The sequence below is a fragment of the Kitasatospora sp. McL0602 genome, assembly GCF_052076145.1.
Lineage (GTDB): Bacteria > Actinomycetota > Actinomycetes > Streptomycetales > Streptomycetaceae > Kitasatospora.
The window spans coordinates 3,551,363-3,572,380 of sequence record NZ_CP197246.1 but is presented as its reverse complement, the minus strand read 5'-3'; the positions used below and the strand labels follow the sequence as shown (position 1 = coordinate 3,572,380).

General features: G+C 70.4%; 27 protein-coding genes. 4 read left to right on the top strand and 23 right to left on the bottom strand.

From position 1 onward, the window contains the following. Positions 1 to 508 precede the first annotated feature (508 nt). Both ACR68M_RS16220 and ACR68M_RS16215 read left to right on the top strand, forming a co-directional pair. Positions 509 to 1,498 carry a LuxR C-terminal-related transcriptional regulator gene (locus ACR68M_RS16220; protein ID WP_441251218.1) on the top strand — a complete coding sequence of 330 codons (990 nt, stop codon included), beginning with the start codon at positions 509 to 511 and terminating at the stop codon, positions 1,496 to 1,498. Positions 1,499 to 1,858: 360 nt separating this feature from the next. After that, positions 1,859 to 2,104 (top strand): helix-turn-helix transcriptional regulator, encoded by a 246-nt coding sequence (locus ACR68M_RS16215; RefSeq protein WP_441251217.1) that lies wholly within the window; start codon positions 1,859 to 1,861, stop codon positions 2,102 to 2,104. 494 nt (positions 2,105 to 2,598) lie between these two features. On the opposite strand, the gene ACR68M_RS16210 is transcribed toward ACR68M_RS16215, so the two are convergent. The 6 genes from ACR68M_RS16210 to ACR68M_RS16185 form a co-directional block, all read right to left on the bottom strand. Further along, a complete protein-coding gene (locus tag ACR68M_RS16210; protein ID WP_441251216.1) occupies positions 2,599 to 3,501 on the bottom strand; it encodes a hypothetical protein in 903 nt (300 codons plus the stop codon). Next, positions 3,498 to 3,701 carry a hypothetical protein gene (locus tag ACR68M_RS16205; RefSeq protein ID WP_441251215.1) on the bottom strand — a complete coding sequence of 68 codons (204 nt, stop codon included), beginning with the start codon at positions 3,699 to 3,701 and terminating at the stop codon, positions 3,498 to 3,500. Before ACR68M_RS16205 ends, ACR68M_RS16210 begins: the two co-directional genes overlap by 4 nt. A 95-nt stretch (positions 3,702 to 3,796) precedes the next feature. Continuing rightward, on the bottom strand, positions 3,797 to 4,297 hold the full coding sequence (locus tag ACR68M_RS16200) for an NUDIX domain-containing protein (protein ID WP_441251214.1): 501 nt from the start codon (positions 4,295 to 4,297) through the stop codon (positions 3,797 to 3,799). Positions 4,298 to 4,642: 345 nt separating this feature from the next. After that, positions 4,643 to 4,852 (bottom strand): hypothetical protein, encoded by a 210-nt coding sequence (locus tag ACR68M_RS16195; RefSeq protein WP_441251213.1) that lies wholly within the window; start codon positions 4,850 to 4,852, stop codon positions 4,643 to 4,645. Beyond that, positions 4,849 to 5,061, bottom strand: a complete 213-nt coding sequence (locus tag ACR68M_RS16190) for a hypothetical protein (protein ID WP_441251212.1) — start codon at positions 5,059 to 5,061, stop codon at positions 4,849 to 4,851. Before ACR68M_RS16190 ends, ACR68M_RS16195 begins: the two co-directional genes overlap by 4 nt. A 234-nt stretch (positions 5,062 to 5,295) precedes the next feature. After that, positions 5,296 to 5,490: a hypothetical protein gene (locus ACR68M_RS16185; protein WP_441251211.1), complete on the bottom strand. Its 195-nt coding sequence runs from the start codon at positions 5,488 to 5,490 to the stop codon at positions 5,296 to 5,298. 106 nt (positions 5,491 to 5,596) lie between these two features. Here ACR68M_RS16185 and ACR68M_RS16180 point away from each other — a divergent pair, with 106 nt between their 5' ends. Beyond that, positions 5,597 to 6,643 carry a helix-turn-helix domain-containing protein gene (locus ACR68M_RS16180; protein ID WP_441251210.1) on the top strand — a complete coding sequence of 349 codons (1,047 nt, stop codon included), beginning with the start codon at positions 5,597 to 5,599 and terminating at the stop codon, positions 6,641 to 6,643. A 79-nt stretch (positions 6,644 to 6,722) separates the two neighbouring features. Here ACR68M_RS16180 and ACR68M_RS16175 read toward each other — a convergent pair whose 3' ends face one another. The 3 genes from ACR68M_RS16175 to ACR68M_RS16165 are packed head-to-tail and all read right to left on the bottom strand — an operon-like array spanning position 6,723 to position 8,201. After that, positions 6,723 to 7,034 carry a hypothetical protein gene (locus ACR68M_RS16175; protein ID WP_441251209.1) on the bottom strand — a complete coding sequence of 104 codons (312 nt, stop codon included), beginning with the start codon at positions 7,032 to 7,034 and terminating at the stop codon, positions 6,723 to 6,725. Next, positions 7,027 to 7,326 (bottom strand): hypothetical protein, encoded by a 300-nt coding sequence (locus tag ACR68M_RS16170; protein ID WP_441251208.1) that lies wholly within the window; start codon positions 7,324 to 7,326, stop codon positions 7,027 to 7,029. The genes ACR68M_RS16175 and ACR68M_RS16170 overlap by 8 nt, the downstream gene beginning before the upstream one ends. A gap of 14 nt (positions 7,327 to 7,340) precedes the next feature. Next, positions 7,341 to 8,201 carry a hypothetical protein gene (locus ACR68M_RS16165; RefSeq protein WP_441251207.1) on the bottom strand — a complete coding sequence of 287 codons (861 nt, stop codon included), beginning with the start codon at positions 8,199 to 8,201 and terminating at the stop codon, positions 7,341 to 7,343. A gap of 439 nt (positions 8,202 to 8,640) precedes the next feature. On the opposite strand from ACR68M_RS16165, the gene ACR68M_RS16160 reads away from it, so the two are divergent. Then, positions 8,641 to 8,787, top strand: a complete 147-nt coding sequence (locus ACR68M_RS16160; protein ID WP_441251206.1) for a hypothetical protein — start codon at positions 8,641 to 8,643, stop codon at positions 8,785 to 8,787. Between the two features lie 7 nt (positions 8,788 to 8,794). Here ACR68M_RS16160 and ACR68M_RS16155 read toward each other — a convergent pair whose 3' ends face one another. From ACR68M_RS16155 to ACR68M_RS16090, 14 genes are all read right to left on the bottom strand, one after another. Continuing rightward, positions 8,795 to 9,529, bottom strand: coding sequence for a hypothetical protein (locus ACR68M_RS16155; protein WP_441251205.1), 735 nt, complete (start codon positions 9,527 to 9,529; stop codon positions 8,795 to 8,797). Further along, positions 9,529 to 10,632 (bottom strand): hypothetical protein, encoded by a 1,104-nt coding sequence (locus ACR68M_RS16150; protein ID WP_441251204.1) that lies wholly within the window; start codon positions 10,630 to 10,632, stop codon positions 9,529 to 9,531. The genes ACR68M_RS16155 and ACR68M_RS16150 overlap by 1 nt, the downstream gene beginning before the upstream one ends. Next, positions 10,629 to 11,957, bottom strand: a complete 1,329-nt coding sequence (locus ACR68M_RS16145; protein ID WP_441251203.1) for a hypothetical protein — start codon at positions 11,955 to 11,957, stop codon at positions 10,629 to 10,631. The genes ACR68M_RS16150 and ACR68M_RS16145 overlap by 4 nt, the downstream gene beginning before the upstream one ends. A gap of 13 nt (positions 11,958 to 11,970) precedes the next feature. Next, on the bottom strand, positions 11,971 to 13,332 hold the full coding sequence (locus tag ACR68M_RS16140; RefSeq protein WP_441251202.1) for a hypothetical protein: 1,362 nt from the start codon (positions 13,330 to 13,332) through the stop codon (positions 11,971 to 11,973). A 3-nt stretch (positions 13,333 to 13,335) separates the two neighbouring features. Further along, on the bottom strand, positions 13,336 to 16,848 hold the full coding sequence (locus tag ACR68M_RS16135; protein WP_441251201.1) for a phage tail protein: 3,513 nt from the start codon (positions 16,846 to 16,848) through the stop codon (positions 13,336 to 13,338). Between the two features lie 223 nt (positions 16,849 to 17,071). After that, on the bottom strand, positions 17,072 to 17,623 hold the full coding sequence (locus tag ACR68M_RS16130; RefSeq protein WP_441251200.1) for a hypothetical protein: 552 nt from the start codon (positions 17,621 to 17,623) through the stop codon (positions 17,072 to 17,074). After that, the gene (locus tag ACR68M_RS16125; RefSeq protein WP_441251199.1) at positions 17,620 to 18,072 is read right to left on the bottom strand and encodes a phage tail tube protein; all 453 of its coding nucleotides are present in this window, start codon (positions 18,070 to 18,072) and stop codon (positions 17,620 to 17,622) included. The genes ACR68M_RS16130 and ACR68M_RS16125 overlap by 4 nt, the downstream gene beginning before the upstream one ends. Positions 18,073 to 18,084: 12 nt before the next feature. Then, positions 18,085 to 18,504: a minor capsid protein gene (locus ACR68M_RS16120; protein WP_441251198.1), complete on the bottom strand. Its 420-nt coding sequence runs from the start codon at positions 18,502 to 18,504 to the stop codon at positions 18,085 to 18,087. Next, positions 18,497 to 18,865 carry a minor capsid protein gene (locus tag ACR68M_RS16115; protein ID WP_441251197.1) on the bottom strand — a complete coding sequence of 123 codons (369 nt, stop codon included), beginning with the start codon at positions 18,863 to 18,865 and terminating at the stop codon, positions 18,497 to 18,499. The genes ACR68M_RS16120 and ACR68M_RS16115 overlap by 8 nt, the downstream gene beginning before the upstream one ends. A gap of 8 nt (positions 18,866 to 18,873) precedes the next feature. Next, positions 18,874 to 19,188: a hypothetical protein gene (locus ACR68M_RS16110; protein WP_441251196.1), complete on the bottom strand. Its 315-nt coding sequence runs from the start codon at positions 19,186 to 19,188 to the stop codon at positions 18,874 to 18,876. Then, positions 19,185 to 19,604 (bottom strand): hypothetical protein, encoded by a 420-nt coding sequence (locus tag ACR68M_RS16105; RefSeq protein ID WP_441251195.1) that lies wholly within the window; start codon positions 19,602 to 19,604, stop codon positions 19,185 to 19,187. Before ACR68M_RS16105 ends, ACR68M_RS16110 begins: the two co-directional genes overlap by 4 nt. 13 nt (positions 19,605 to 19,617) lie before the next feature. Continuing rightward, positions 19,618 to 20,136 (bottom strand): hypothetical protein, encoded by a 519-nt coding sequence (locus tag ACR68M_RS16100; RefSeq protein ID WP_441251194.1) that lies wholly within the window; start codon positions 20,134 to 20,136, stop codon positions 19,618 to 19,620. A 14-nt stretch (positions 20,137 to 20,150) separates the two neighbouring features. Next, on the bottom strand, positions 20,151 to 20,717 hold the full coding sequence (locus ACR68M_RS16095; RefSeq protein ID WP_441251193.1) for a hypothetical protein: 567 nt from the start codon (positions 20,715 to 20,717) through the stop codon (positions 20,151 to 20,153). Beyond that, positions 20,717 to 21,016: a hypothetical protein gene (locus ACR68M_RS16090; protein WP_441251192.1), complete on the bottom strand. Its 300-nt coding sequence runs from the start codon at positions 21,014 to 21,016 to the stop codon at positions 20,717 to 20,719. The genes ACR68M_RS16095 and ACR68M_RS16090 overlap by 1 nt, the downstream gene beginning before the upstream one ends. Between the last annotated feature and the right edge of the window lie 2 nt (positions 21,017 to 21,018).

Here is a 21,018-nt window from a genome sequence, read left to right as displayed (position 1 = left end):
AAGGCCGCTCCTCCCGTCGGTCGCGGGAGGAGCGGCCAGCTCCTGAGGACGAGAATCTCCGGGGGCCGGGCAGGCGGGAATCAGCCAAACTTCGAGCCCGGAGATCGGCGTCAGTTCCAGCCGGTGTCAGCGGCGGTCACCGTGGGGCTACTGGTCGGGGTGGGAGCCGGAGCGTTCCATCCCGTGTCGCCCTGCGCCGTCGGGGCCACGAAGTTCCATCCGGTGTCGGCCGAGGCCGAGGCTGACGGCGCCGCAGCGCCGAGAGCCAGCGCGGCGCCAGCAACTGCCAGTGCAGCTGCCGCTATGGCAGTGACCCGCCTCATGGTGCCTCCTCTGGCCCGGTGTTGTGCGACGGGGCCTGGTGGTGGGAATCACAGTGGCGCGATTGCCAGTGACGCGAACTAGTGTTCTTGTTCGACATGCCGCGATCAAGGGGCCTAGGGTGCGGGTTCCCGCAATGCGGAAATCTCGAAGGCGGTACTAGGTGATTTCGGGCAAACCGGTCCGAGTGTTCGATAGCGCGCACCTCAGCACGGAGGCGCGCGAGCTCTACCTCGCCATCCTCCACGGCGCCGAGGCGCCCCAGAGCGCCCCTCTCGGTGAGCTCCTTGAGTTCGGCCTCGTGGTCCCCTGCCCCAACGGGTCGGCGAACGCCTACATAGCCCTGAGCCCACGAGAAGCAGCCAACACCCGCCGCGAGAGAATCCTCCAGCAGACCGCCGGCGCGATGGCCGAGGCGGCCGCGATCCCGGAGCGTTTCCGCGACCTGGAGATCGCCTACCAGATCACCGGACCCGACCAGTCGGACGTCATCCGGGGCGCGGTGGAGTACATCGAGGGCGTCGAACCGATCAACGCCCGGATCTCCCAGATCGTGGCAGGGTGCACGCAGGAGGTGCTCACCGCGCAGCCCGACGGCCCCCGGCCAGCAGCGACGCTCGCGATGTCGAGGCACCGAGACATCCGGGCTCTACGGGACGGCTTGGCGTTCCGGACGCTCTATCACGCGTCGGTCCGATCTGACTCGCCCACGGCCGGTTGGACCGCCGAGATGACCAGTGAGGGCGCCCAGATCCGCACTCTCGACGAGCGGTTCATGCGGGCGCTCATCTTCGACCGCCGCAAGGCCGTGCTCCAGGACTACACCCCGTGGACGGGGCCCGGCGCAGAGCCGCGCCGGGCAATGATCATCCACGACGAGGGCCTGGTCCACTACGTCGCGGCGATGTTCGACCGTGACTGGTCCAGGGCGTCGGTCTGGACTGGGCTGGAGCTCCCCAGTGACAGCACGCTGACGGAGCTACAGGTCTCGATCATGCGTCACCTCGCCACCGGGGCTGGTCAGGCAACAGTCGCCAACGAACTCAGCATCTCGGAGCGGAGCGTTCAGGCTGAGCTCGGCAAGATGCGGCGGGCTCTCGGGGCCGTCTCCACGGTGCAGATGGCGTACGAGCTGGGCAGGCAGGCAGGGATTAGCCAGCAGTCGGCGGGGATGTAGGAGCGGCCTGGCCTCGCTCTCGGCAGGCTTTGCCGTGCCGGTAGATGCGTTCGGAGATCCGTGCCACGGTTGTGCGCGCTGCGGTGATCGCGTCCTGGCGTTCTGGTGATCCGTCGTCGTCCTTGATGAGCTGATCAAGTGCCCGGATCGAGACGAGCAGGTCGGCAGTCGCCATAGTCAGCTTGAAGGGGTGGGCGAGGCTCCGGCCGGGGTGTGGCGGGGTGGTGTTCAGGGCGTGCTCCGGATCTTGGCCCCCCGGCCCGTTGTGCGGTGGTGTGGGTGGATTGTACCGAACTTTGTTCGATTAAGTGGCGGCATTCACGTACAGACTGGTGATCATCAGTCGGTCAGCGTCGGAGGGTGTCCGCACCTCCGCCACCTACCCCCGACTGGCTCCTCGCCGAGCGCGCCGCCGTCGGCCGCCGGCTCCGCGCCGCGCGCGCCGCCCAGCACCTCTCCCAAGAGACCCTCGGTGAGCAGGCCGGACTGGACCGCCGCACCATCGGCCGCTTCGAGAACGCGTCGTCGGCGCCGGACCTAGACCAGTTGCTCAGGATCGCGCACGCGCTGGACATGCCGCTCTGGCGCATCCTCTGGGGCGACTGAGCTTCACCCGAGGCAGCTGTACCATGACGGTCCGCGCCACCGTCACACCTTGGTGGGGCGGAGAGTTAGAAACGAGGCTGCCCCGCTTCCACGCCACGAGGGCACAGAAACGGGGCAGCCACTGGCGTCGCTAGTGCTTCTGGTCGTACCGGCTGCCGAGTCGGGTGCCCCGTTCCGCGAAGATGTCGGTAACGGCTGCCCAGCAGACGGTGCACGTGTCCTTCTTGTTGGGGTCCTCGGACCACCGGTGTTCCCCGTCTTCGCACACGGGTACGGGCCTGCCCACGGTCGCACGGTGGCATGCCGTGCAGTACCACAGGGCGTCGCGTCGAGCCCATGCGTGCGGAGTGGAGCCCACCGGGTTGTGCAGAGCGGTGTGCGAGCACGGGGCCCAGGGCTTGCCGGTTACCGTGCGGCCATCCTCGGAGCTCCACTGGACGACCCCGTCGATCACGTGGCCGCCCCAACCGTCCCTACGCTCCATGCCCGTCTCCCTACTTACTCAGCAGCCAATCGGCCATTGCGCGGGTGATCGGTGCCCCCGTGCTGTCCTCTTGAAAGCCGAACTCGCCCATCGGGTTGCACTCCAGGAACCACGGTACGCCGTCAGCATCCTCGGCGAAGTCGAACGCCCCGTAGGCGAGCCCCATCTCCGCAAGGTACAGCGGAAGCACCTTCGCCACATCGGGGTCAAGCCGGATCGGGACGAACTCCGCACGGTCGGTGATGACTCTCCAGTCCAGCTCACCCGACAGGACACGGCAGGCGAATACCTCTTCGCCGACTACGGTCACCCTCAGATCAGCTGTCTTGGTGACCCGACGCTGAAAGGCGCACGGCTCCGGGCCCAGTCCGTCGAGAGAGTCACTGGCAGTGATCTCCCAGACTGGGCAGAAGTCCGTGTAGCGCTGGGTGAACGGCTTGACGACCGTGGGCCCCGCAGCGATGAACTGCGCAGCTTCCTCGGCGTCCGTGGTCACTAGCGTTTCAGGGATCAAGAGCCCCAGACCCCGTGCAACAGTGAGCTGGGGAATCTTGGGGCTCGCCCGAGCTGCCGCATGCGGGTCATTGAGCCAGCGGGTAGCTCCGCAAGCTCGGAGTGCACCGTGAACCATCTCGGTGGCTTCGTAGGCGGCCCATGCGGCATCCCCTTGCAGCTCCCGCCCGGGAGTGGGCTTGCGCCAGAAGACGGCCGTCTCCGGTCCCACGGGTTCGCCGATCAACCATGAGTCGTGGTTGGGGTCTTCGCCGACTGCCGCACGAATGTGCGTGCTGGCGCGCATGCGGCCAGGGTCGAGGCGGGTAAAGGTGGTGCGCCCCCTGTTGAGGTGACGCACTACCTTGTCCGCCGCATAGTCGTCGTCTGCTGCGACGATAACCACACGGGTGTCGGTCACTGCTCGTCGCGCCGGGCCGAGTCGCTGGTACCGGGGTAGCTGGTGGGGCTGAGCATGAGCGTTTTCACGCTGTCGACCAGCGCGGTTCCGGTGCTCGCCAGGACGTTGTACCCGAGATCCGGGTTGTAGACGTGGGTGGGCAGGGGCGGCGGGAAGATCAGGGTCACCCGCTCGCGATCACGAAGTGCGAAGCCTGACATATTGAACTCTCTTTCCAAACAGTGGAGTTGGTTGATCTCACTGCACCCGCATCGCTAGTGTCCGGCACGACACCGGAAGCGGGAGTCTTGGGGGCCTAGGCGCTGACGCGCTCGCCGTGCAGCAGGACGGGCAGCCTGTCGCCACGTCCGATCGCTGCCACGGCTTCGCGGACGCGCCGGGCCTGGTAGGGCAGCGCGTACTTGTCGAGATCCGCGACGGGCACCCATACGAGCGCCAGCAGCTCACCTTCGGCGCTCTCGGGCAGCGCGACGGCTGCCGTTTCTTCCTCGGTCAGCGTCCCGCCGTCGAGTACCACGTTGAGCCCTTCGGCGGAACCGGTCTCCGGGTCGGCGGGGACCTGGTCGAGCGTGACCAGGTGCGTCAACTCGCGGACAAGGCCGGTCTCCTCATGGAGTTCGCGGGCGGCAGCGTCGGCGATCGTCTCACCGTCGCGGGCGGCGCCCCCGGGGAGGATCAGACCGGGCCGGTACGCCGGGTCGACCATGAGTACGCGGCCCTTGGGGTCGCGAAGCACGATGACGCAGCCGAGGCGTCGGCGTGAATGGGCTGTGGGGTCAATCTCGCTATGTGCCATGAGGGGTGTCCTCTCATCGTGGGGATTCAGCGCTTCCCGGTGCCGCGTCGGCGGCCTGTGGCACTGGCAGGGATCATCTTGGATGCGACGTGCCAGTGAGGGCACTTGTCGCATCGGAATGCCCGGTTCGGCAGGAGCTGCTTCAGGGGGTCCTGTGGGCCGTCCTTGCCGACGTTCGTGAGGAAACGGCTGGCGTCGTCTTTGGTGGCGAACGACCGCTTCTCGTAGGCCGGGCAGCGCGGCAGATACTGACGGGTCACCGCGCTGCCGCCGCGCGTCCGGCGCGAGCACCGCGCAAGAACTCGGCTATACGGGCGGCCGGTTGAGGTTCTGGCATGAATCTCCTTAGGCGGCGTGCCGGACACGGAGCGCCGGGCGTTGTCCGATGGTGAACACCTGCTCCTCGCCGGGGTGTCTACGCACGTAGTCGTCCGGCAGCCAGATCCCGAAGGTGCGGCAGGCCGGGCAATCCCAACTCGCCATGACGTCGGGCTGGTCGTCGTCGGCCCACTCCGTCGGCGCCTCGCAGGTGGGGCAGTTGGGCGCGTCGATCATCTGTCGGCGCCCCGTTCGGTGAGTCGGGAGAGGACGGCGCCGGACGCGACGACGGTGATCATGGCGGCGACGGCAGCGACCAGGAGGGCCCAGAAGATCCGTTCGCGGCCTGGCCCGCCAAGCAGCAGGGCGACGGTTCCGCCAGCGCTGGCAGCGAGGGCGAAGACGGCGCCGGTGGCGGCCAGCACGTCACGGTCGGCTCGGGTCATCTCGGGTTCGCTCCCATCACGGCGGGGCCGGAGCAGGTGACTGCCCAGCGCCTCCTGTCGTTCTCGTAGAGGACGTACGTTCGGGTCATCACGTTGGTGACGGAGTCTCGGGCCTGACGGAACCGAATCGGTCGGCCCCACCGTCCGGCGGGGTCTTCGGCCGGTCGCCCTAGCTCCGGCATGCCGTCGGGGATGACTCACAGCTCAGGTCCCTGTGGGCAACAGCATTTGCTGTCAGGGGTGTTGCGGCCCACGCAGCTTGCCCGGCGCCGGTAGCACGTTCTCGGGCTTGCAGCGCATCTCGACGCCACCGCGCGCCGGCCGGAGGTATACCCGGCCGCACCACGTTTCCATGTAGACGCCAGTCGCGCCCGTCACCTTGTCCTTGATCAACTCGCCCGGCATGGGCGCGTATTGGGGGGTCCGCATCGGCCACCACCTTCCGTCGCGTTCTGCTACTTAGCATCGGCGGTGGGTAGTAACTTGGCGAGACTGACTGGGAGACAGCGAGTCCTGTCCTGAATGGAGTTGCGCTATGGCTGGTCGGCGCGCTATGGAGCGGCGACACTTAACCCCTGAGTCCTTCGCATGGCTACTGCGTGATCTACGCGAACGGGCCGGGTACGACACGGTCGCGTCGCTTGCCGTCGAGTTGAGCGTTACCGCCTCGCATGTGGTCAAGATCGAAGCATTGGAGCGTGTCCCGTCCCGGGATCTCGCCCGGGAAATCGACCAAGTCCTCAGGACTCACGGTCAGTTGGTCCGCGCATGGGATGACGTTGCCTGGCACGCCGAAGTCGAACACCCGGACTGGTTCAGGCGCTTCGCGGAGATCGAAGCCCAGGCCGATGCAATCCGCGACTACCAGGTATCGCGAGTCTCGGGCCTCTTGCAGACGCCGGATTATGCCCGCGCATTGTTCGCCCAGCACGCCGCTGGAGACGAAGACCTGATCCGCGAACGCGTAGCGGCACGTATGAGCCGACAGCGGCGGTTTCTTGAGCCTGACGGCCCCCTCTTGATCGTGGTGCTTGATGAGGCGGTGATCCGGCGGATAGTTGGCGGACGGCAGGTCATGTACGGCCAGCTTCGCCACCTGATCGAGGCGGGAAAGCTACCTAACGTCGTCGTGCAGGTCTCCCCGTTCGAGCTTGGCGAGCGATCAACAGCGGGCACGTCGCACGTGCTGGCGAGTCTTCCGGACGGACCGGAGTGGCTTTACTCGGAGAGCCTTGGGCGAGGCCACTTGGTCAACGACCCGGAGAGACTCAGAGAGCGCTCGCGCGCCTATGATCGTCTCCGAGCCGACGCACTGTCAGCGCCCGACTCTGCCCGCCTGATCCGCAGTGCCATGGAAGGACTAGTGAACGTGAAAACCTCCGGCAACTTGACTTGGCGCAAGTCGACGTACAGCGACGGCGATGGTGGCAACTGCGTCGAGATCAGTGAGGATCTGCTCTCCACTGGCATCGTGCCTGTTCGGGACAGCAAGAACCCCGAGGGCCCACAACTGCACTTCTCGAAGGAGGCTTGGGCAGCCTTCGCGAAGGCTGCCGCTTCCGGTGCCTTCGGCACAGTCTGAGTACTCCCAGTGGGCCACTGATCGGCCGGGTGAGCACGACGAAGCCGCCCCACCTCCCGTAGGAGGTGGGGCGGCTCGTCTACTTCTCGGCGGTCGGGCTGATGCCTGCCTCGATGCGGTTGACCGCGTCCCGCAGGCTCGCGCCGGAGTTGGGGTGGAGCTCGTGCTCGATCGCGCTGAGCCTGGCCATCACCCCCGGGTGGCCGGGGACGCCCGGCCGAGGTGGTGTTCCCTGCCAGTCGTCCCAGAACTGGTCGGCGCGGTGCAAGATTCGGCGCAGTCCTCGGGTGCCGCGCCAGAGCAGCCCGAGGCCACCGGCCAGGGCGACGAGGGCCCCGGCCCACACCACTGCGGCGTCCAGCCCGGCCAGGCCGGTAGACCCGTCAGGCACCAGCACCCCCGTCCAGGGAGGCCGGGGCCGGGACGTCGGCGGCCGGGGCCGGCGGGGTGAGTGGCGGCAGCTCGGCCTTCGCCGGAGCAGTCCGCAGCCAGCCCGGCAGCAGCTGGTCGACCAGCGGCAGCGCCATCAGCCGCGTCGCGGCCGCAGCGACGGCCAGGACGGTGCCGACACCCGGCAGGGTCTCAGGGAGCCCGGCGGTGTGGACGAGCAGGGGCAGGCCGGCGGCGAGCGCGAGGACGGTCGCCAGGACGGTGCGGGCGGTACGGCGGGAAGCATCGGACATGGTGGTCTCTCCGATCAGGCGGTGTGGGCAGGGGCGTTGACGTCGACCTGGACGTGAACGGTGCCGTCGCGCAGCGCTGCGGCGACGGCGTCCTTGAGCTGCTGGAGGGTGGAGGCGGGGAGCTGGGCGAGGGCGGCGTGGACCTGGGGGACGAGATTGGCCCAGGGCTGCTGTGCGGCGGCGGGCGGGACGGTGCCGGTGAGCATGTTGAGCAGCCAGTAGTGGACGGCGTAGGCGTTGGCGTCGCGGACGGTGACGCCGCTGGCCTCCTCGCGGATGAAGCGGCGGATGTCGGCCTCGGTGAATGCGGCCATGGGGTCCTCCTCGATGACGGGCGGTGCGGGGGTTGTGGGGGTGCCGACTTCGGCGGCGGGCGTACCGCCCAGAGCCGGGTCGGCGGAGATGGTGCCCTCGGGCCAGGCGGGAACGCCGTAGCCGTACGGGCTGCCGGGGCCACGGCGGGGTCGCTGGCGCAGATAGACGCCGTCGCCGTTCGCCGAGCCGTTGTTGTTCGTGTTGCCCTCGACGGTGTAGATCGTGTCCCCGTCGTAGGCGTAGACGGTCCCGGTGTGGGTGCCACCGCCGGGGCCGAGGTAGAACGGGCCGCCGAGTACCGGGTAGTGGCTCCAACGGCCGTGGCGCTGCCACCAGTCGACGGCGTCGCGGCACCCGGCGGTCATCGGCCAAAGGCTGTCGATGCCGCGCTGGTGGGCAGCCCATGCCTGGAACGTGGCACACCACGGCTCGCCGTCGGACCACTCCAGGCCCGGGGTCTGCTCGCTGAACTTCTGCACGTTGTTCCAGGTGCCGTCGTGGTCCTGGCCCTCGTGGTAGTCGACCTGCTCACGGAGCAGGGCGACGAACTCATCGCGCATCCGTCACCTCCTTCTGCGTATGGGAAAGCCCCGGGCCAGGCGGCGCCGGGGCAGTGTGTGATGGTCATGTGTCGGTTGTTGCGAGTACCGTCTGCGGGTACACCAACGAGCCGAGGGGGAACGGATGTTGAAGAGGCAGACGCTGGCGGTGATCGCCACAGTGGTGGTCATCGCGGGGGGAAGCACCGCCGTTGCGATAGCCAGCAGGTCAGGGGACAGTCCGAAGCCGGCCCAGCAGCAGGTGCTCCAGGTCGCCGATTTGGTCACCAGCTCGCCGACGCCTTCGCCATCGCCCTCGGCGAGCACCTCGCCCACGGCCGTCGTGCCAGCCCAGGCGGAAAGCACGAAGCCTGCCACCGCCACGGCGCGAAGCAGCAGTCCCCGCAGTCAGCAGAAGAGCGCCGCACCCGCGCAGGCCCCGACCCAAAAGGACGCACCCGTGACCACGCCCACCGACCCGCCCCCCGTGACGACGGCGCCGAGCCCGACGCCCCAGCAGACGACCATCTCGGTCGACCAGGGCCCGTACCCGACGCAGGGGCCGCCGGACACCAACGCGCCGACCGGTGACCCAGTCCACCGCTGAGGCACGGTCAGGACTGCACGCCGTACGTGGACAGTCCCTTGACACCGATGGTGCCGGTGCTGCCAGGCACCACCCTGGCCTGCCACCGCAGGTAGGTCTGCGACTCATGGGCCCCGGCGATCGGCCCGGTGATGCTGCCGTAGAAGAACGATCCGGCGCTGACCGGGATCACCGAGCTGATCGGCGTCCCGGCGTCGTCGGTGAGCTGGATCTCCCCGGAGGTCGTGCTGTCGGAGCACCGGACCAGGAAGAACGCCTGCACCTTGGGGTGCTGCTTGTACCAGGGGGACAGCGTCACCGTGGCAAACGAGGTGTTCGAGGTGACGAACGCGGGCTGCTCGACGGCGCCGAACCAACCGCTCGCCTCAAGGTACGGCCGGGCGAGGCCAGCGGCGGTGGTGTCGTCGGCGAGGAGGGTGTTTCCTGCGCGGTCGTATATGGCGAGAGCCTGCGGGTTGGCGTTGAAGCTGACGAGCGAGAGCGCGATCGAGCCGTCCTCCCGCCAGGCGACGACTCCGCGCTGGGGGCTGCCGTCCGGGTGAGCTGGGGAGATACCGCCGACATAGAACTGCGGACTGCCGTCGGCGTCGTTGACCTCGAACGTACCGCCCTCGCCCACGACCACGCTGCCGCTGAGGATCTGGTTCATGGCCGGCCTGATATTCACCCGGCCCGACAGCTGCCGGACCTGGTCCTCCAGGGCTCTGATCCGGTCGAGGAGGTCCAGGGGGATGGTCGCCATCAGGGTGCCTCCAGGTACAGCTCGGTCGTGCCGGGCCGGCCGCGCTCCGCAGGTTGCACCCGCAGGCCGACGATTCGGTACCGGGCGTTGAGCCCGTCGTAATACCAATCGTCGACGATCCGCAGCCGCGCGTGGGAGCCGAGCAGTGGCTGGTCGATGCTGCCGGTGAGGTAGGAGACGGACGGGATGACGGTCGGCCGGACCGCGCGGGTGAGGTCGGCGGCGGCGTGCTGGTCGAGGATGGTCTGGGTGTCCACAGAGGGGTAGTCACTGGTGCCGTCAAGCCGTGGCCATCCGGTGGCGTAGTCGGCGGGGGTGGTCCGGAGCGTGGACATGAGCGGGACCGACTGAGCGGCCTGGTTCTGGTTGGTCGAGGAGCCACGGGACTGCCAGGCGTTGGCCATCCCCGTCGCGTCCTCCGGCAGCGAGTACGCGCTGACCGGGCCGGGGCTGGACAGCATCAGGTCGGTCGTGCCGACGTTCAGCGTGGGGTAGCCCAGCCGCAGGGCCCGGTGCCGGGCGCCCGCGCTGTCCCGGTAGACCTGGATGCGCCACTCGAACCCGGACTGCGTCGCAGCGAGTTGGTCGAGCAACCCGCCGATCGACGGCAGGTCGTACCGCGAGTAGGTGCGGTCCCGCAGTACCCCGGACGCCTGCGAGTAGTCGATCTCCACCCCGAGGTTGCCGCCGGCCTGCGCGGCGGCGTAGGCGATGAGCTGGCGGGCGATGTCCAGCTGGTCGACTCCGGCGGCGGTGAGCGTGTCGAAGAGCAGCCGGTGCGAGCGGTAGTAGCCCTCCAGAGCTCCCGCCTGGATGGGGCAGGTGAGGTAGCCACGGGCGTCCCGGGTGGGGGTGCGGGTCCACAGGGCGCCGCTCCACACCAGCTGGGTGCCGTGCTCCAGGTGGAGCATGGTGCGGCCGGGGATCACGCTGTCGCGCACCCGGCGGGCCATCTGCCGGTCGGGGACCGGGATGGTGCCGGAGAAAGTGCCGGTCTTGCCGATGTAGTCGTCGTATGAGACGCCCTGGACGGGGAGGATGTCGAGGGTCTGGTCGGTGCGCAGGTCGCATACCCGCAGCTGGTAGCCCTGGCTGGCCGTCACTGGACCCGGGTGACGCGAATCCACGACCCGACGCGCATAGAGGTGGTCGTCGCGGACGGATTGTTCTGGGCCCACCTGAACTGGCATACGCCGCCGCTGCCGGAAGTGGCGACGCGGCCGGAGAACCTGGCCGTGACGATGGTCCCGGAGCCGAAGGTGCCGAGGACGCGCACCGTCGCGTGGTCGGTCTGGACGGTGTCGACCTGCGCGGTGGTGTTGGACGGGTACCCGCCACGCTGCCACGCGAAGTCCGCTCCGGACGGGATGGTCCAGTCTGCCCTCAGATCGGCAGGTCCAATTGCGAACGTCTCGCCGGAGTACGAGAGATGACCGTCGAAGATGTACTTCGCGTTCGGCTGGACGTTGAAGTACAGATCGACGTCGTTGACCATCGACGTGTTGGTCGTCTGGGTCTGGGTGGACCACTTGTAGATGTTCTGGACACCGCCGACACCGGCGACGGTGAGACCGCCCGCGAGAGTGAGGCTGCCGTCCGCGCTCAGCGAGAACCGGTCGGAGCCGCCGACGCGCAGGACGGCCAGGCGTGAGTTCTGCCCGGCTGGGGCGTCGCCCACGAGCACGTTCTGGTTGACGTCGCTGGTGGTGATCCACAGGACGGCGCCGAGGTTGAGCCGGTCGGGGATGGTCAGCGTGTTCGGGGCGGAGCGGTAGAGCTCGGTGTCGGCGCCGAGCAGTATCCGGTCTTCCCACGCGCTGCCCGACCAGCGTTGCAGGCCGGCGCCGGTGTCGCGGTACTGGCCCGGGTAGGCGCCGGGGGTGGTGTCGGAGCCGTAGCCGATGCCGCCGAGCGAGGTGGTGTAGGTCCGCCGGTCGGTCAGCGCGGAGGCCCAGTTGATCGGCGCTCCGGCGGATGCCCCGGCCGGCACGGCGATGTCCCAGAGCCTGAGGTAGGCGGTGGAGCCCGGGACGGTGGTGGGTGCGGTCGGTGAGCTGGCGGCGGTTCCCTGGACGTAGGCGATCGCGGCGGCGGTCTGGCCGGAGGTGTCGTACAGCTGGTCGTAGACCGTGAGGAACACGGAGTCGATCCGGGCCAGCGACGCATGGCCGTTGGCGACGGTGAACGGCTCGGGGGAGGTGACGGCCACCGGGTAGGCGCCCTGCCCGGTGCTGCCCTGGACGGTGGCTCGGCCGGTGCTGAGGGTGCCGGTCATGCCGGTGCCGGTCAGCAGCAGCGGGGCGCCGCCCGGGATGACGCCCGCCTTGGTGGTCATCGCGTCGGCGGGGGTCATGGTGCCGAGCGGCGCGGCGCGGGTGTCGGCGCGGGTCTGGCCGGGGTTGAGGAGCCAGGCGGGGCGCACGGTCATCTCGGGGGTCTCCTCACCAGTAGGCGGAGCGCCAGCGCACGGTGCAGCTGGCAGCGGGGTTGGGGACGGCGTCGGAGGAGCGGAACGACACCGTCGACGTCGCGAGTTTGGGGAGGCTGAAGGTGCCTTCGGGCTGGGATCTGTTGGTGGCGTACCCGAGGCGGGACTGGCCGCCGAGGAGCACCGTCCCGGCGAGGGTGTCGATCACGAGGACGTCGGACGCGGCGAGGGTGAGGTCGTACTCCAGCACCACCCCGGAGGCGGGCAGTGTCACCGACGGCGTGGTGGCCGGGCCCCGGATCTCGATCACCGGGAACGTCGCGGCGCTGCCCGCGTTGGTGCACGTCATGTCGCCTGTCGACCCGGGCGTCCCCCACGTGAGGCCGCTCTCCGTGGGCGAGCCCCATGGCAGACCGGGCCCCGGGTCGGGGATGTACAGGCGGGTCTGGCCGACTGGCACGGTGGCTGGGGACGGGACGGCGGTCCACATCATGATCGGCCGCGCGTATGCCGTCCCGGCCGGGGCGGTGCCGACGACCAGGCCGGGGGCGGTCTCGCCCGACTGGCTCAGGTAGGCGCCCGCGCCGGACACCCAGTGCACGGCCAGGGCCGCGCCCGGCGGGAGCGCGTCGGCGACGAACCGCACCGCCTGGCCGACGGTGACGGGCCAGCCGAGCGTCGCGGGTGCGGCGGTCCCGGACCATCCGACCATCGCCGGAGTGCCGGCCGAAGCCGCGGTGACCGTCACCGTGACGGCCGGCCCGGCCGAGCCGACGGTCAGGCCCTGCGCGGCCCACCATCCGGACGTCGGTGTCTGCCCGGCCTGCTGGGCGGGTATCAGGACCTGTCCGGTGGTGACGGACCAGTCGAGGCCCGACTCGGACCGGGGCAGCCCTGCGGAGGCGGTCTGCTCGGTGAGGTCGTACCGGCGTGGGTCGGTCGCCTCCCACTGCACGGCGCCGCCGCCGGAGTACCCGAGCGCCCACGAGCCGTCAGGCGCAAGGGCCCGGCGGGTCAGGCGGGCCCGGATCATCATCGGGCCCCGGTCGTCGAGCCAGACGACGAGCGGCTGCTCGTCCTGCTCGATGCCGGTAGCGGCCTCCAGGGCGCGGACGGCCGCGCCGATCTGCCCGGCCGGGGCCCGCACGGTGAGGCCCTCCAGGGTGACGGTTCGGGTCTGCGCGAGCAGGCGACCCGCGTAGGAGCCGTGCTGCTGGGCCCTGGGTGCGTTGCCGGAGTCCAGGCCGGGGGTCTCGGCCCAGCCGGAGAGTTTCTGCCACCGGTAGGGGGTGACGGTTGCTCCGGCCTGCCAGCGGCCGAGCAGCAGGGTGCCCCACTGGATGAGGCCGGGGCCGGTCACGAGCTCACCCGCCACAGGTCACCCCCTGCCCTTGTACAGCCAGTTGAGGTCCTCGGCGGTCGAGCGGGCGGACCCGGACTCGGACTCGTGGTAGTGCTCGATGTGCAGTCCGCTCGCGCCCGCTCCGGCGCCGGCCATCGCGAACGGGGAGCCCGCGAAGGCCGGTTGGCGGCCGAGGGGGCCGTGGGCGGTGCCCATCAGCTGGGCGGTCGCGTCCTGCACCCGGCCTTGGCCGGAGAGGATGCCCTCGGCGAGGGCGGTGGAGATCGCCCGGCCGGAGTGCAGCGACCACCCGGACCCACTGAATGGGCCCTTGCGGGCTGGGGAGAACGGGAGCAGGTCGCGGGCGTCCTTCAGCACGCCGCCGAGCGTGCTGGTGACGGAGCCCGCCTTGGAGCGGATGCCGTCGACGAGCGCCCCGATGATCCGGCCGCCCGCCTTGTACAGCTCGCCAGCCAGGTCGTCGAACACGCCGACGATCTGCGCGGGCATCAGGACGAACTCGCGGACGATCAGATCCTTGATCCCCCGGATCACCTCCCGCGCCGACTCGGCGGCCCCGGTGAAGTCGCCGCCCAGGACCTGCGAGAACATCCGCAGCGCCGGAACGACGATCCCGGTCAGCGCCTGCGCCAGGTTCCCGGCCAGGATCGCCGCGAACTTCCCCACCGCAGCGATGATCGGGATCAGCAGCGGCAGCAGCACCTGGAGCTGCTGCCCCAGGAGCACCGCGAGCTGCTGGAGCACCGGTGCCAGCGCCACCATGACCTGACCGAACGCCTGCGCGATCATGCCGAGCGATGGGGACAGGGCCACGACCAGCTGCGTCAGCACTGGCAGCAGAGCGCCCGTCAGAGCGGTCAGCAACGTCACCAACGGCCTTATGATCACCGGGAGTTGGGCGAACACCGGGGCCAGCGCGCCGCCGATGGCCTGCGCGAGAGCGGCGACCAGCGGAGCCAGCTGCGAGGCGATCTGTGCGACCCCGTCCAACAGCGGTGCCAGGACCGGGAGCAGCGCGCCGACCAGCGTGCCGATCAGCGTCAGCACCGGGGCGAACGCGACCGCCACGGCGGACACGGCCCGCCCCAGCGACGTCAGGACCGGACCGAGCGCCCGGACCACGACCGACAGAGCCGGGCCGAGCGCCTGGATCAACGCCTGGGCCCCGGGCGCGAGCGCGACCAGGATCGGCCCGAGCGCGCGAAGGGCCTGCCCCAGAAGGGGGCCGGCGGTCCGCGCGAGCAGACCCATCGTCTGGTACAGCGCCGTCAGCCCGGCCTGCACCTCCGGCGAGCGGAACGCCGCCGCCATCGCGCCCGTGATGACGACCAGCGTCTGGACGAACGAGCCGCCGCTCGCATTGGCCGCCCCGAACAGCGCGCCGACGATCGACCCGACGTTGCCCAGCACGGTGCCGAGCTGGCCGACCAGCGTGATCGCCAGGTCGATGCCGCGCTGCATCCCCCCGGAGGAGAACGCCGCAGCGATCCGGTCGGAGACCCGAGTGGCCATCCCGGAGGCGCCCGCCGTGACCCGTTCGAACGCGGGCCCGGCGGCGGTGCCGATCTTCACCAGGCCGGTGACGACCTGACCAGGAAGCCCGGCAAGGTTGCCGAGCCCCTTGTTGGCGAAGGCGAGCGCCCGGCCAAGGACCCCGGACTGGCCGAGTTCGGTCCCTGCCTCGATGGTGCCCTTCGCCATCGTGTTGAGGTGGACGGCGGTGTCGTCCAGGCTCGCGTGCAGGACGGGCAGGATCGTTTCTGCTGCCGTGCGGAACTCGCCGCTGAGGCCCTGGAACAGGCGCTGCTGGACGTCGAGTTTCAGATCGTGCAGCGCCGGCTTGAGGCGGATGATCTCCTCGACGAACGCGCGGGCGTTCGGGGAAAGCTTCGCGAGCGCGGCGGCCAGCGGATCAACGCCGCCGCCGGCCGCCGACTTCGCGGCCTGCTGAAGCGCCTGCTGAGCCTTTGTGACCTGTTCGGCGCCCTGGTACGCGGTCCGCGCCTGCGCGGCCTGGGCGTCCTGGACGTTGCGGACCTGATCGCCGACCTTGCGCAGTGCCGCCGCGACCTGCGCCTGCGCTTGTACCTGGGCATCGGTCAGCGCCTGGGTCTGGTCGCCGACCGTCCGCTGGGCGGAGGCGACCTTCGCCTGTGCGGAGACGACCAGCGCGCTGCCGTCGACCCCGGCCCGGCTGGCGTCCGCCTGCTTGGCCTTGAGCCGGTCGAGCGCGAGGCCCTGCTCCTGGAGCCGCTGGACGGCCTGATCGTAGGTGAGCTGTGCCTGCTCGCGAGCAGCCCGGTTGGCGCCCGGGTTGGCGAGTGTCGCGTCGAGCGCGAGCTTGGCCTGCTGGACGGCGAGGACGTCCCCACGCTGGGAGAGCGCCGCGTCCGCGACCTGGTTGGACAGGTCCTCCAGGTCCATCCGGGCCTGGTGCCGGGCGGCGTTGAGGTCGAGCTGGGCCTGCTGGGCGGCCTTCTGGGCGTCGGCGAGGGTCCGCTCGGCCATGGCGACCTGACGGGCCGCCTGCACCTGCGCGGCCGACGCCGCCTGGACGTCGTCCGCGAGGGTCCGTTGGGAGTCACCGACCTGCCGGGCGGCCAGGACGTTCGCGTCGGCGGTCTGCTGGACCGTGTCGCGCAGTGCCAGTTGGGCGCTCGCGATCTGCTGGGCCGTGTTGACCGCCCCGGACGAGCCGCCCGCCGGAGGAGCGAACGCAGCCTTGAGCGCCGCGCCGATCCCGCTGGTGCCGACCTTGATCGCGGCGACGGCCGAGCCGAGCATCAGGACCCCGGTCGCCGCGACCCCGGCCGCCGGTGCGATCGCCAGCAGCGCCGCCGACAGTCCGGCGGCCACCGGGAGGGCCGCGCCGAGCAACCCGAGGACCATCCCGATCCGGCCCGCCATGCCGCCGGCCGCACTGCCCGTCGAGGTCAGGGTGCCGGTCAGCCGGGAGAAGTCCCGGGCGGCCCGGTCGGCTTCGCCGGCCTCGTCGACGTGGACCTCGATGTGCGGGTCCAGGTCGCCGACACGGCGGGCCTCCTCCGCGATCGCGGCGAGCTCGGCCTCGGCCTGCTCGGCCGCGACGTGCACGACGACCGCATGGTCCTCCCGGGCCAGCTCGCCGAGCCGGAGGACCAGGTCGGAGACAGCGGCGTGCGCCAGGCCGGTCTGCACCCGGACGGCCGGCTCCGGGTGGGCTCCGCCGATGGCCTCCAGCTCTGCCCAGAGGCCGTCGAGGCGACGCTGGGCCTCCTCGGCGTCGATGGTGACGCCGACCCGCTCCCGGGCCAGATCCTGGAGTTGGTGCCGGACGGCCAGGAGCCGCTCGTCCAACGGGCCGCTGTCCGCCGTGATCTGGACGGTGGGCAGGCGCCGGAGGGCACCCTCCATGTCGCGGCGGATGCTCGCCGCCGTGGCATTGGTGTCCCGCGCCAGCCCGCGTAGAGCGAGCTCCTGGCGGGCGATGCCCTCCTCGGCGCCCGTGGCGTCGATGTCGTAGGTGGCCGTCAGCTCGCCGACGTTCACAGGCCACCCCCGTACCGCTATTCAGTTGTGCCGGGCTCACCCAGATAGGTGCCGAAAACGCCTGCGATGGCCTCGGGGGTGGCGGCCTCGACCGGTGTCTGCCGGAACACGGGCAGCCAGCGGGAGTTGTCGGACAGGCCACTGATGCAGACCAGGAACTCCCGGGTGGACAGCTGGGCGAGCTCGGCGGCGGTGATGCCGTACTCGCGCCGCAGGTCCGCCTCTACGAGCGTCCAGTGCGCGAGGACCGCCCGCCAGAAGCGGCGCGCCTCACCGCCCGGTTGGGCAGTGCTTTTCCCCGGGCCTCCTGCTCGGCGTACCGGCGAGCGCAGTCCGCCAGGCTCGCGGAGCCGGGCTTGTCCATGTTCTGCGCGGCCCACATCAGGATGATCGCGAGCTGTCGCGCGTCCATGCCCTGCTCGATCCAGTGGTCCAGGGCGTCGGCGCCGAACACCGGCGTCAGGACCGTACGGAAGGAGTCGAGGGTCTCGTCGGTGGCGTGCCGCTCCGCGAGCAGACTGAAGGACAGCGGGGTGCGGGTCGGCAGGACGTACTCGCGCTTGTAGAGCGTGAGGCCGGCCGGGCGGGAGCTGAGCACCTCGGCGGCGAAGAACGCGTCCGCGTCGGTGGTGTCGAGCGGCTCCGGGCCCTCGTCGTCCTCATAGAAGTCGTCCAGGCCGTCGTCGTCGAGGTCGTCCTCGAACTCATCGACCAGCGGGACGGGTTCGGGCACGGTCGGGCGCTGCACGGCGCGCGCGGGCTTGCGGCGGGTCACGGGGCGGCCGTCAGGGTCTCGGCGCCGGTGCGGGTCAGCTCGATGCCCCACTTGGACATGTCGTTCGTCGCGCCGCCCTGCTCGGACGCCTTAGCGGTGACGGGCCAGTTCCGCCACTGCGTCTCGGTGCGGAACCGGAAGCGGATCTGCCCGACCGAGCTGTCGGCGAGGCCCTGCGCGAGGATGTCGAGGGCGGCCTGGCCGGGGTCGGCGATGCCGGTCGCGGGGTCGAGGCGGCGCCGGGCTTCCAACTTGAGGGAGCCGCCGCGCTGGAGCACGATCTGCTCGAACTGGCCGCCGCTGTCGAAATCGGTCGTCTCGGTCTCCTGGACCTTGTCGCCGGGGTTCCACGAGAACGTGGTCAGCCCGGCGATCGGCGTCCAGGTGGGGGTGGCACCGACGGCGACCTGGAACAGCCACCCCCGGGCCTCGATCTTCTTCGTGGCCATCCGGCCACCTCCTTAGCTGCGGTGAGCGGTCGGATTGCTGATGTTCATGCGGTAGTTGGTGACGTGCTCGTGGCGGCCGACGTCGTCGATGCCGAGTGACGCCGGGGTCTGCACAGCAACGCTGAGGATCAGCCATGTGCCATCCGGCAGTGCGATCCCGGCGAGGCCGTGCAGGGCGGAGTAGATCCGGCCGGACAGCTGCCGGGAGACGCGGGGATCGGCGCCGCCGCGCACCCGCACCTGGAGGCCGACCTCGTCGTCGTCGTTCACCGGGTCGGGCTCGCCGAGCCCGTACGGGGTGAGGGCGACAGCCAGGTCGGGTACAGCAGGCATGAGTTCGGCGAAGGTGTCGCCGTTGGTGCCGTCCGGGTCGTAGGTGAGCAGGCCCAGACCGGTGAGGTACCGGGCGATGCCCTCGACGAGGTCAGCCAACGCGGCCGCCGAGGAAGGAGTCGCGGCGGATCGTCGCGGCAGTGATGGCCAGCACCTGCTCGCGGTTCTGGTTCATGGGCTGTTCGAGGTACTTCGCCTGGCGGCCGGGCAGATGCTTGTAGGAGAGGTCTTCGTGCTGCCGGACCGCGTACGGGGTGTCGAACGTGATCGTCCCGTTGAGGGTGGCCTGGTCGACGGTGACCTTGCCGGAGCGTTCCAGGGGGCCCTCGTCCAGCGGCACGATCTTCTTCGCCTCGGCGAGGACGTGCTCCAAGCCGAGCTCCACCCCGCGAGCGGCGGCCTGCCGGGTCCGGGCGAGCCACGCCCGACCTTCCCAACGGAACGACGACGACTGGGCCATAGGTCCTCCTACTCCAAGTTGATCTCCAGGTGATCCGGGGTGGGAAGGCCCGCGCCGTCGTGCCGGTGGGCGTTGATGACGCGCGTCTGACGGCCGTCAGCGAGCGTCACCCGCGACAGCGGCGGCATTGTCGGCCCGAGCTGGCAGTACACGGTCGCGCCGGAGACGACCTGCTGCCCGGTCGAGCTGCGGACCTCGCGGGTCTGCTCGTCGACGAACGCCCGGACCGTCACCGGCGGCCCGAACTTCGGGCCGTTGGCAGACTGGCCGAGGTACGGCTCCACCGTCACGAGGTGCCGCAGCAGCACTGCGGGCAGCCTCACCAGGGACCGCCCTGCCACAGCGGACCGGACCGGAAGTGCCCGACGAGATCCATCGACCCGAGGGCGTCCTGTACGGCCGGGGCGAGCTGACGGGCCGTCGACTGAGCGCCCGAGTTCGCCGGCCCCTGGAGATGCACAGAGCCGATCCGCAGGGTCTGCCACTGCCCGGCGACTCCGAGCGGATCACCGGTCTCCCCCCACCACTCCGCCTGGGCGCACACGGCGTCGCGGATCGCGGCCTGCACGGCCGGATGGGTGGGCAGGCTGGTCGTGGGGTCGACGTCGTACACGGCCAGCCGCAGCACCTGCGACTCGACGAAGGCGGATGCCTGGGCGAGGAGCCGGTCGATACCCGGCGGGGCGCCCTGCCGGGTGTAGGCGGTGTAGTCCGCCACGGTGGCGTAGACGCGGGCCATCGAGCACCACCTCCTACGCGCTGGAGCCGATCACGATGACGTCGTACTGCACGCTGGTGCCTGCGCCGCCGTTGGTGACCCGCAGCAGGTCCGCCGTGCCGCTCGTCACCGGGTACGCGGTCGCGTCCGGGGCGAACAGCGCGAACACGCCGCCCGGCCGGACGACCACCTTGTCCGTCGCTGAACCGGCCCAGGTGAAGAAGCCGTTCGCCGCGGCGGCCCCCACCACGACCGAGTTGGTGTTGGCGGCGGCCGCGACGACGATGATCCCCTTGACCCGGGCGAGGTTGATCACCGCCCCGAACGCGTCGACCAGGGTGCCGGCGAGGTCGAGGTCCTCGTTCGCCGACGGTGCCAGCGTCCGGGCGCCGGATGCCCAGAGCTTGTCGGCCTGTCCCGCGCCGGTACCGGAGCCGAGACCGAGCTGCTGCTGGTAGCTGACGGGCAGCTGCGGCGTCGCCCCAGCAATCGGCGGCGCGGCCGTCAGCAGCGTTGCGAGGCTGACGGCGATCTGGGTGTTCTGGAGAGCCATCGACTACCCCTCTCTCAGTTGACGACGACGAGCGGAACCTGGCGGCGCCAGGCCGGGGCGGCGATCGTCGCCGGGGCCACGCCGGCCAGGCCGGAGCCGGACGTCTGGGCGAGGTTGATCTCCCCGGTGAGGACCGGCCGGGCGGCCTGCGTGCCGACCAGGGTCGGCACGGTGGCGGCCGTGACGTTGATCCCGACCCAGTACATGCCGGGCTTGGTGGCCCGATACGGGGTAGCGAGGGCGAAGCTGACGGCGGTGTCTGCCGCCCACGCCGCGTTGGTCTTGTCGGCGGACTGGGCGAGCAACGCGCCCGCAGGCGAGTAGAGCGCCGTCCACTGGTTGGCGGGGGTCACCACTGCCGTGCTGCCGGAGATGAAGGTCAGGTTCGTGACCAGGTCGCCCTCGTAGAGGTAGACCGGTACCAGGGTCATCACGCCGGACGTGAGCGCGGGGACGTCGTCCAGCGGCAGCCTGGGGAGGTTCGCCCGGTAGAACGTCTGCGTGGGGTCGGGCCGCCCGGCCGAGTTGAGCCAGGACAGGTCGTCGCGGACGTTGCCACGGAAAGCTCCGAGAACAACCATCAGAGGCCCTCGCCTTCGGTCAGGGTGGTGAGGTCGGGATCGGCCTCGGGGGTGTCGGTGAAGGTGTGGACCGGATCGATCTCGGGGGTGAGCGCGGCCGCCGGGGCCTGCTCCGGCTCCTGGCCGTCCGGCTCGGCGTGCTCGATGGGGGTGAGGGCGTAGTCGGCCCGCTGGAAGTACGCGTACGCGGCCTGCCCGCCGTCCGCGTCGGTGTCAACGGTGCCGGTGCCGCCGGCGAAAGGGACGCCCACGACGTCGCCGGTGAAGCCCACGTGCGGGCTGGTGACGGTGTAGCGCATCG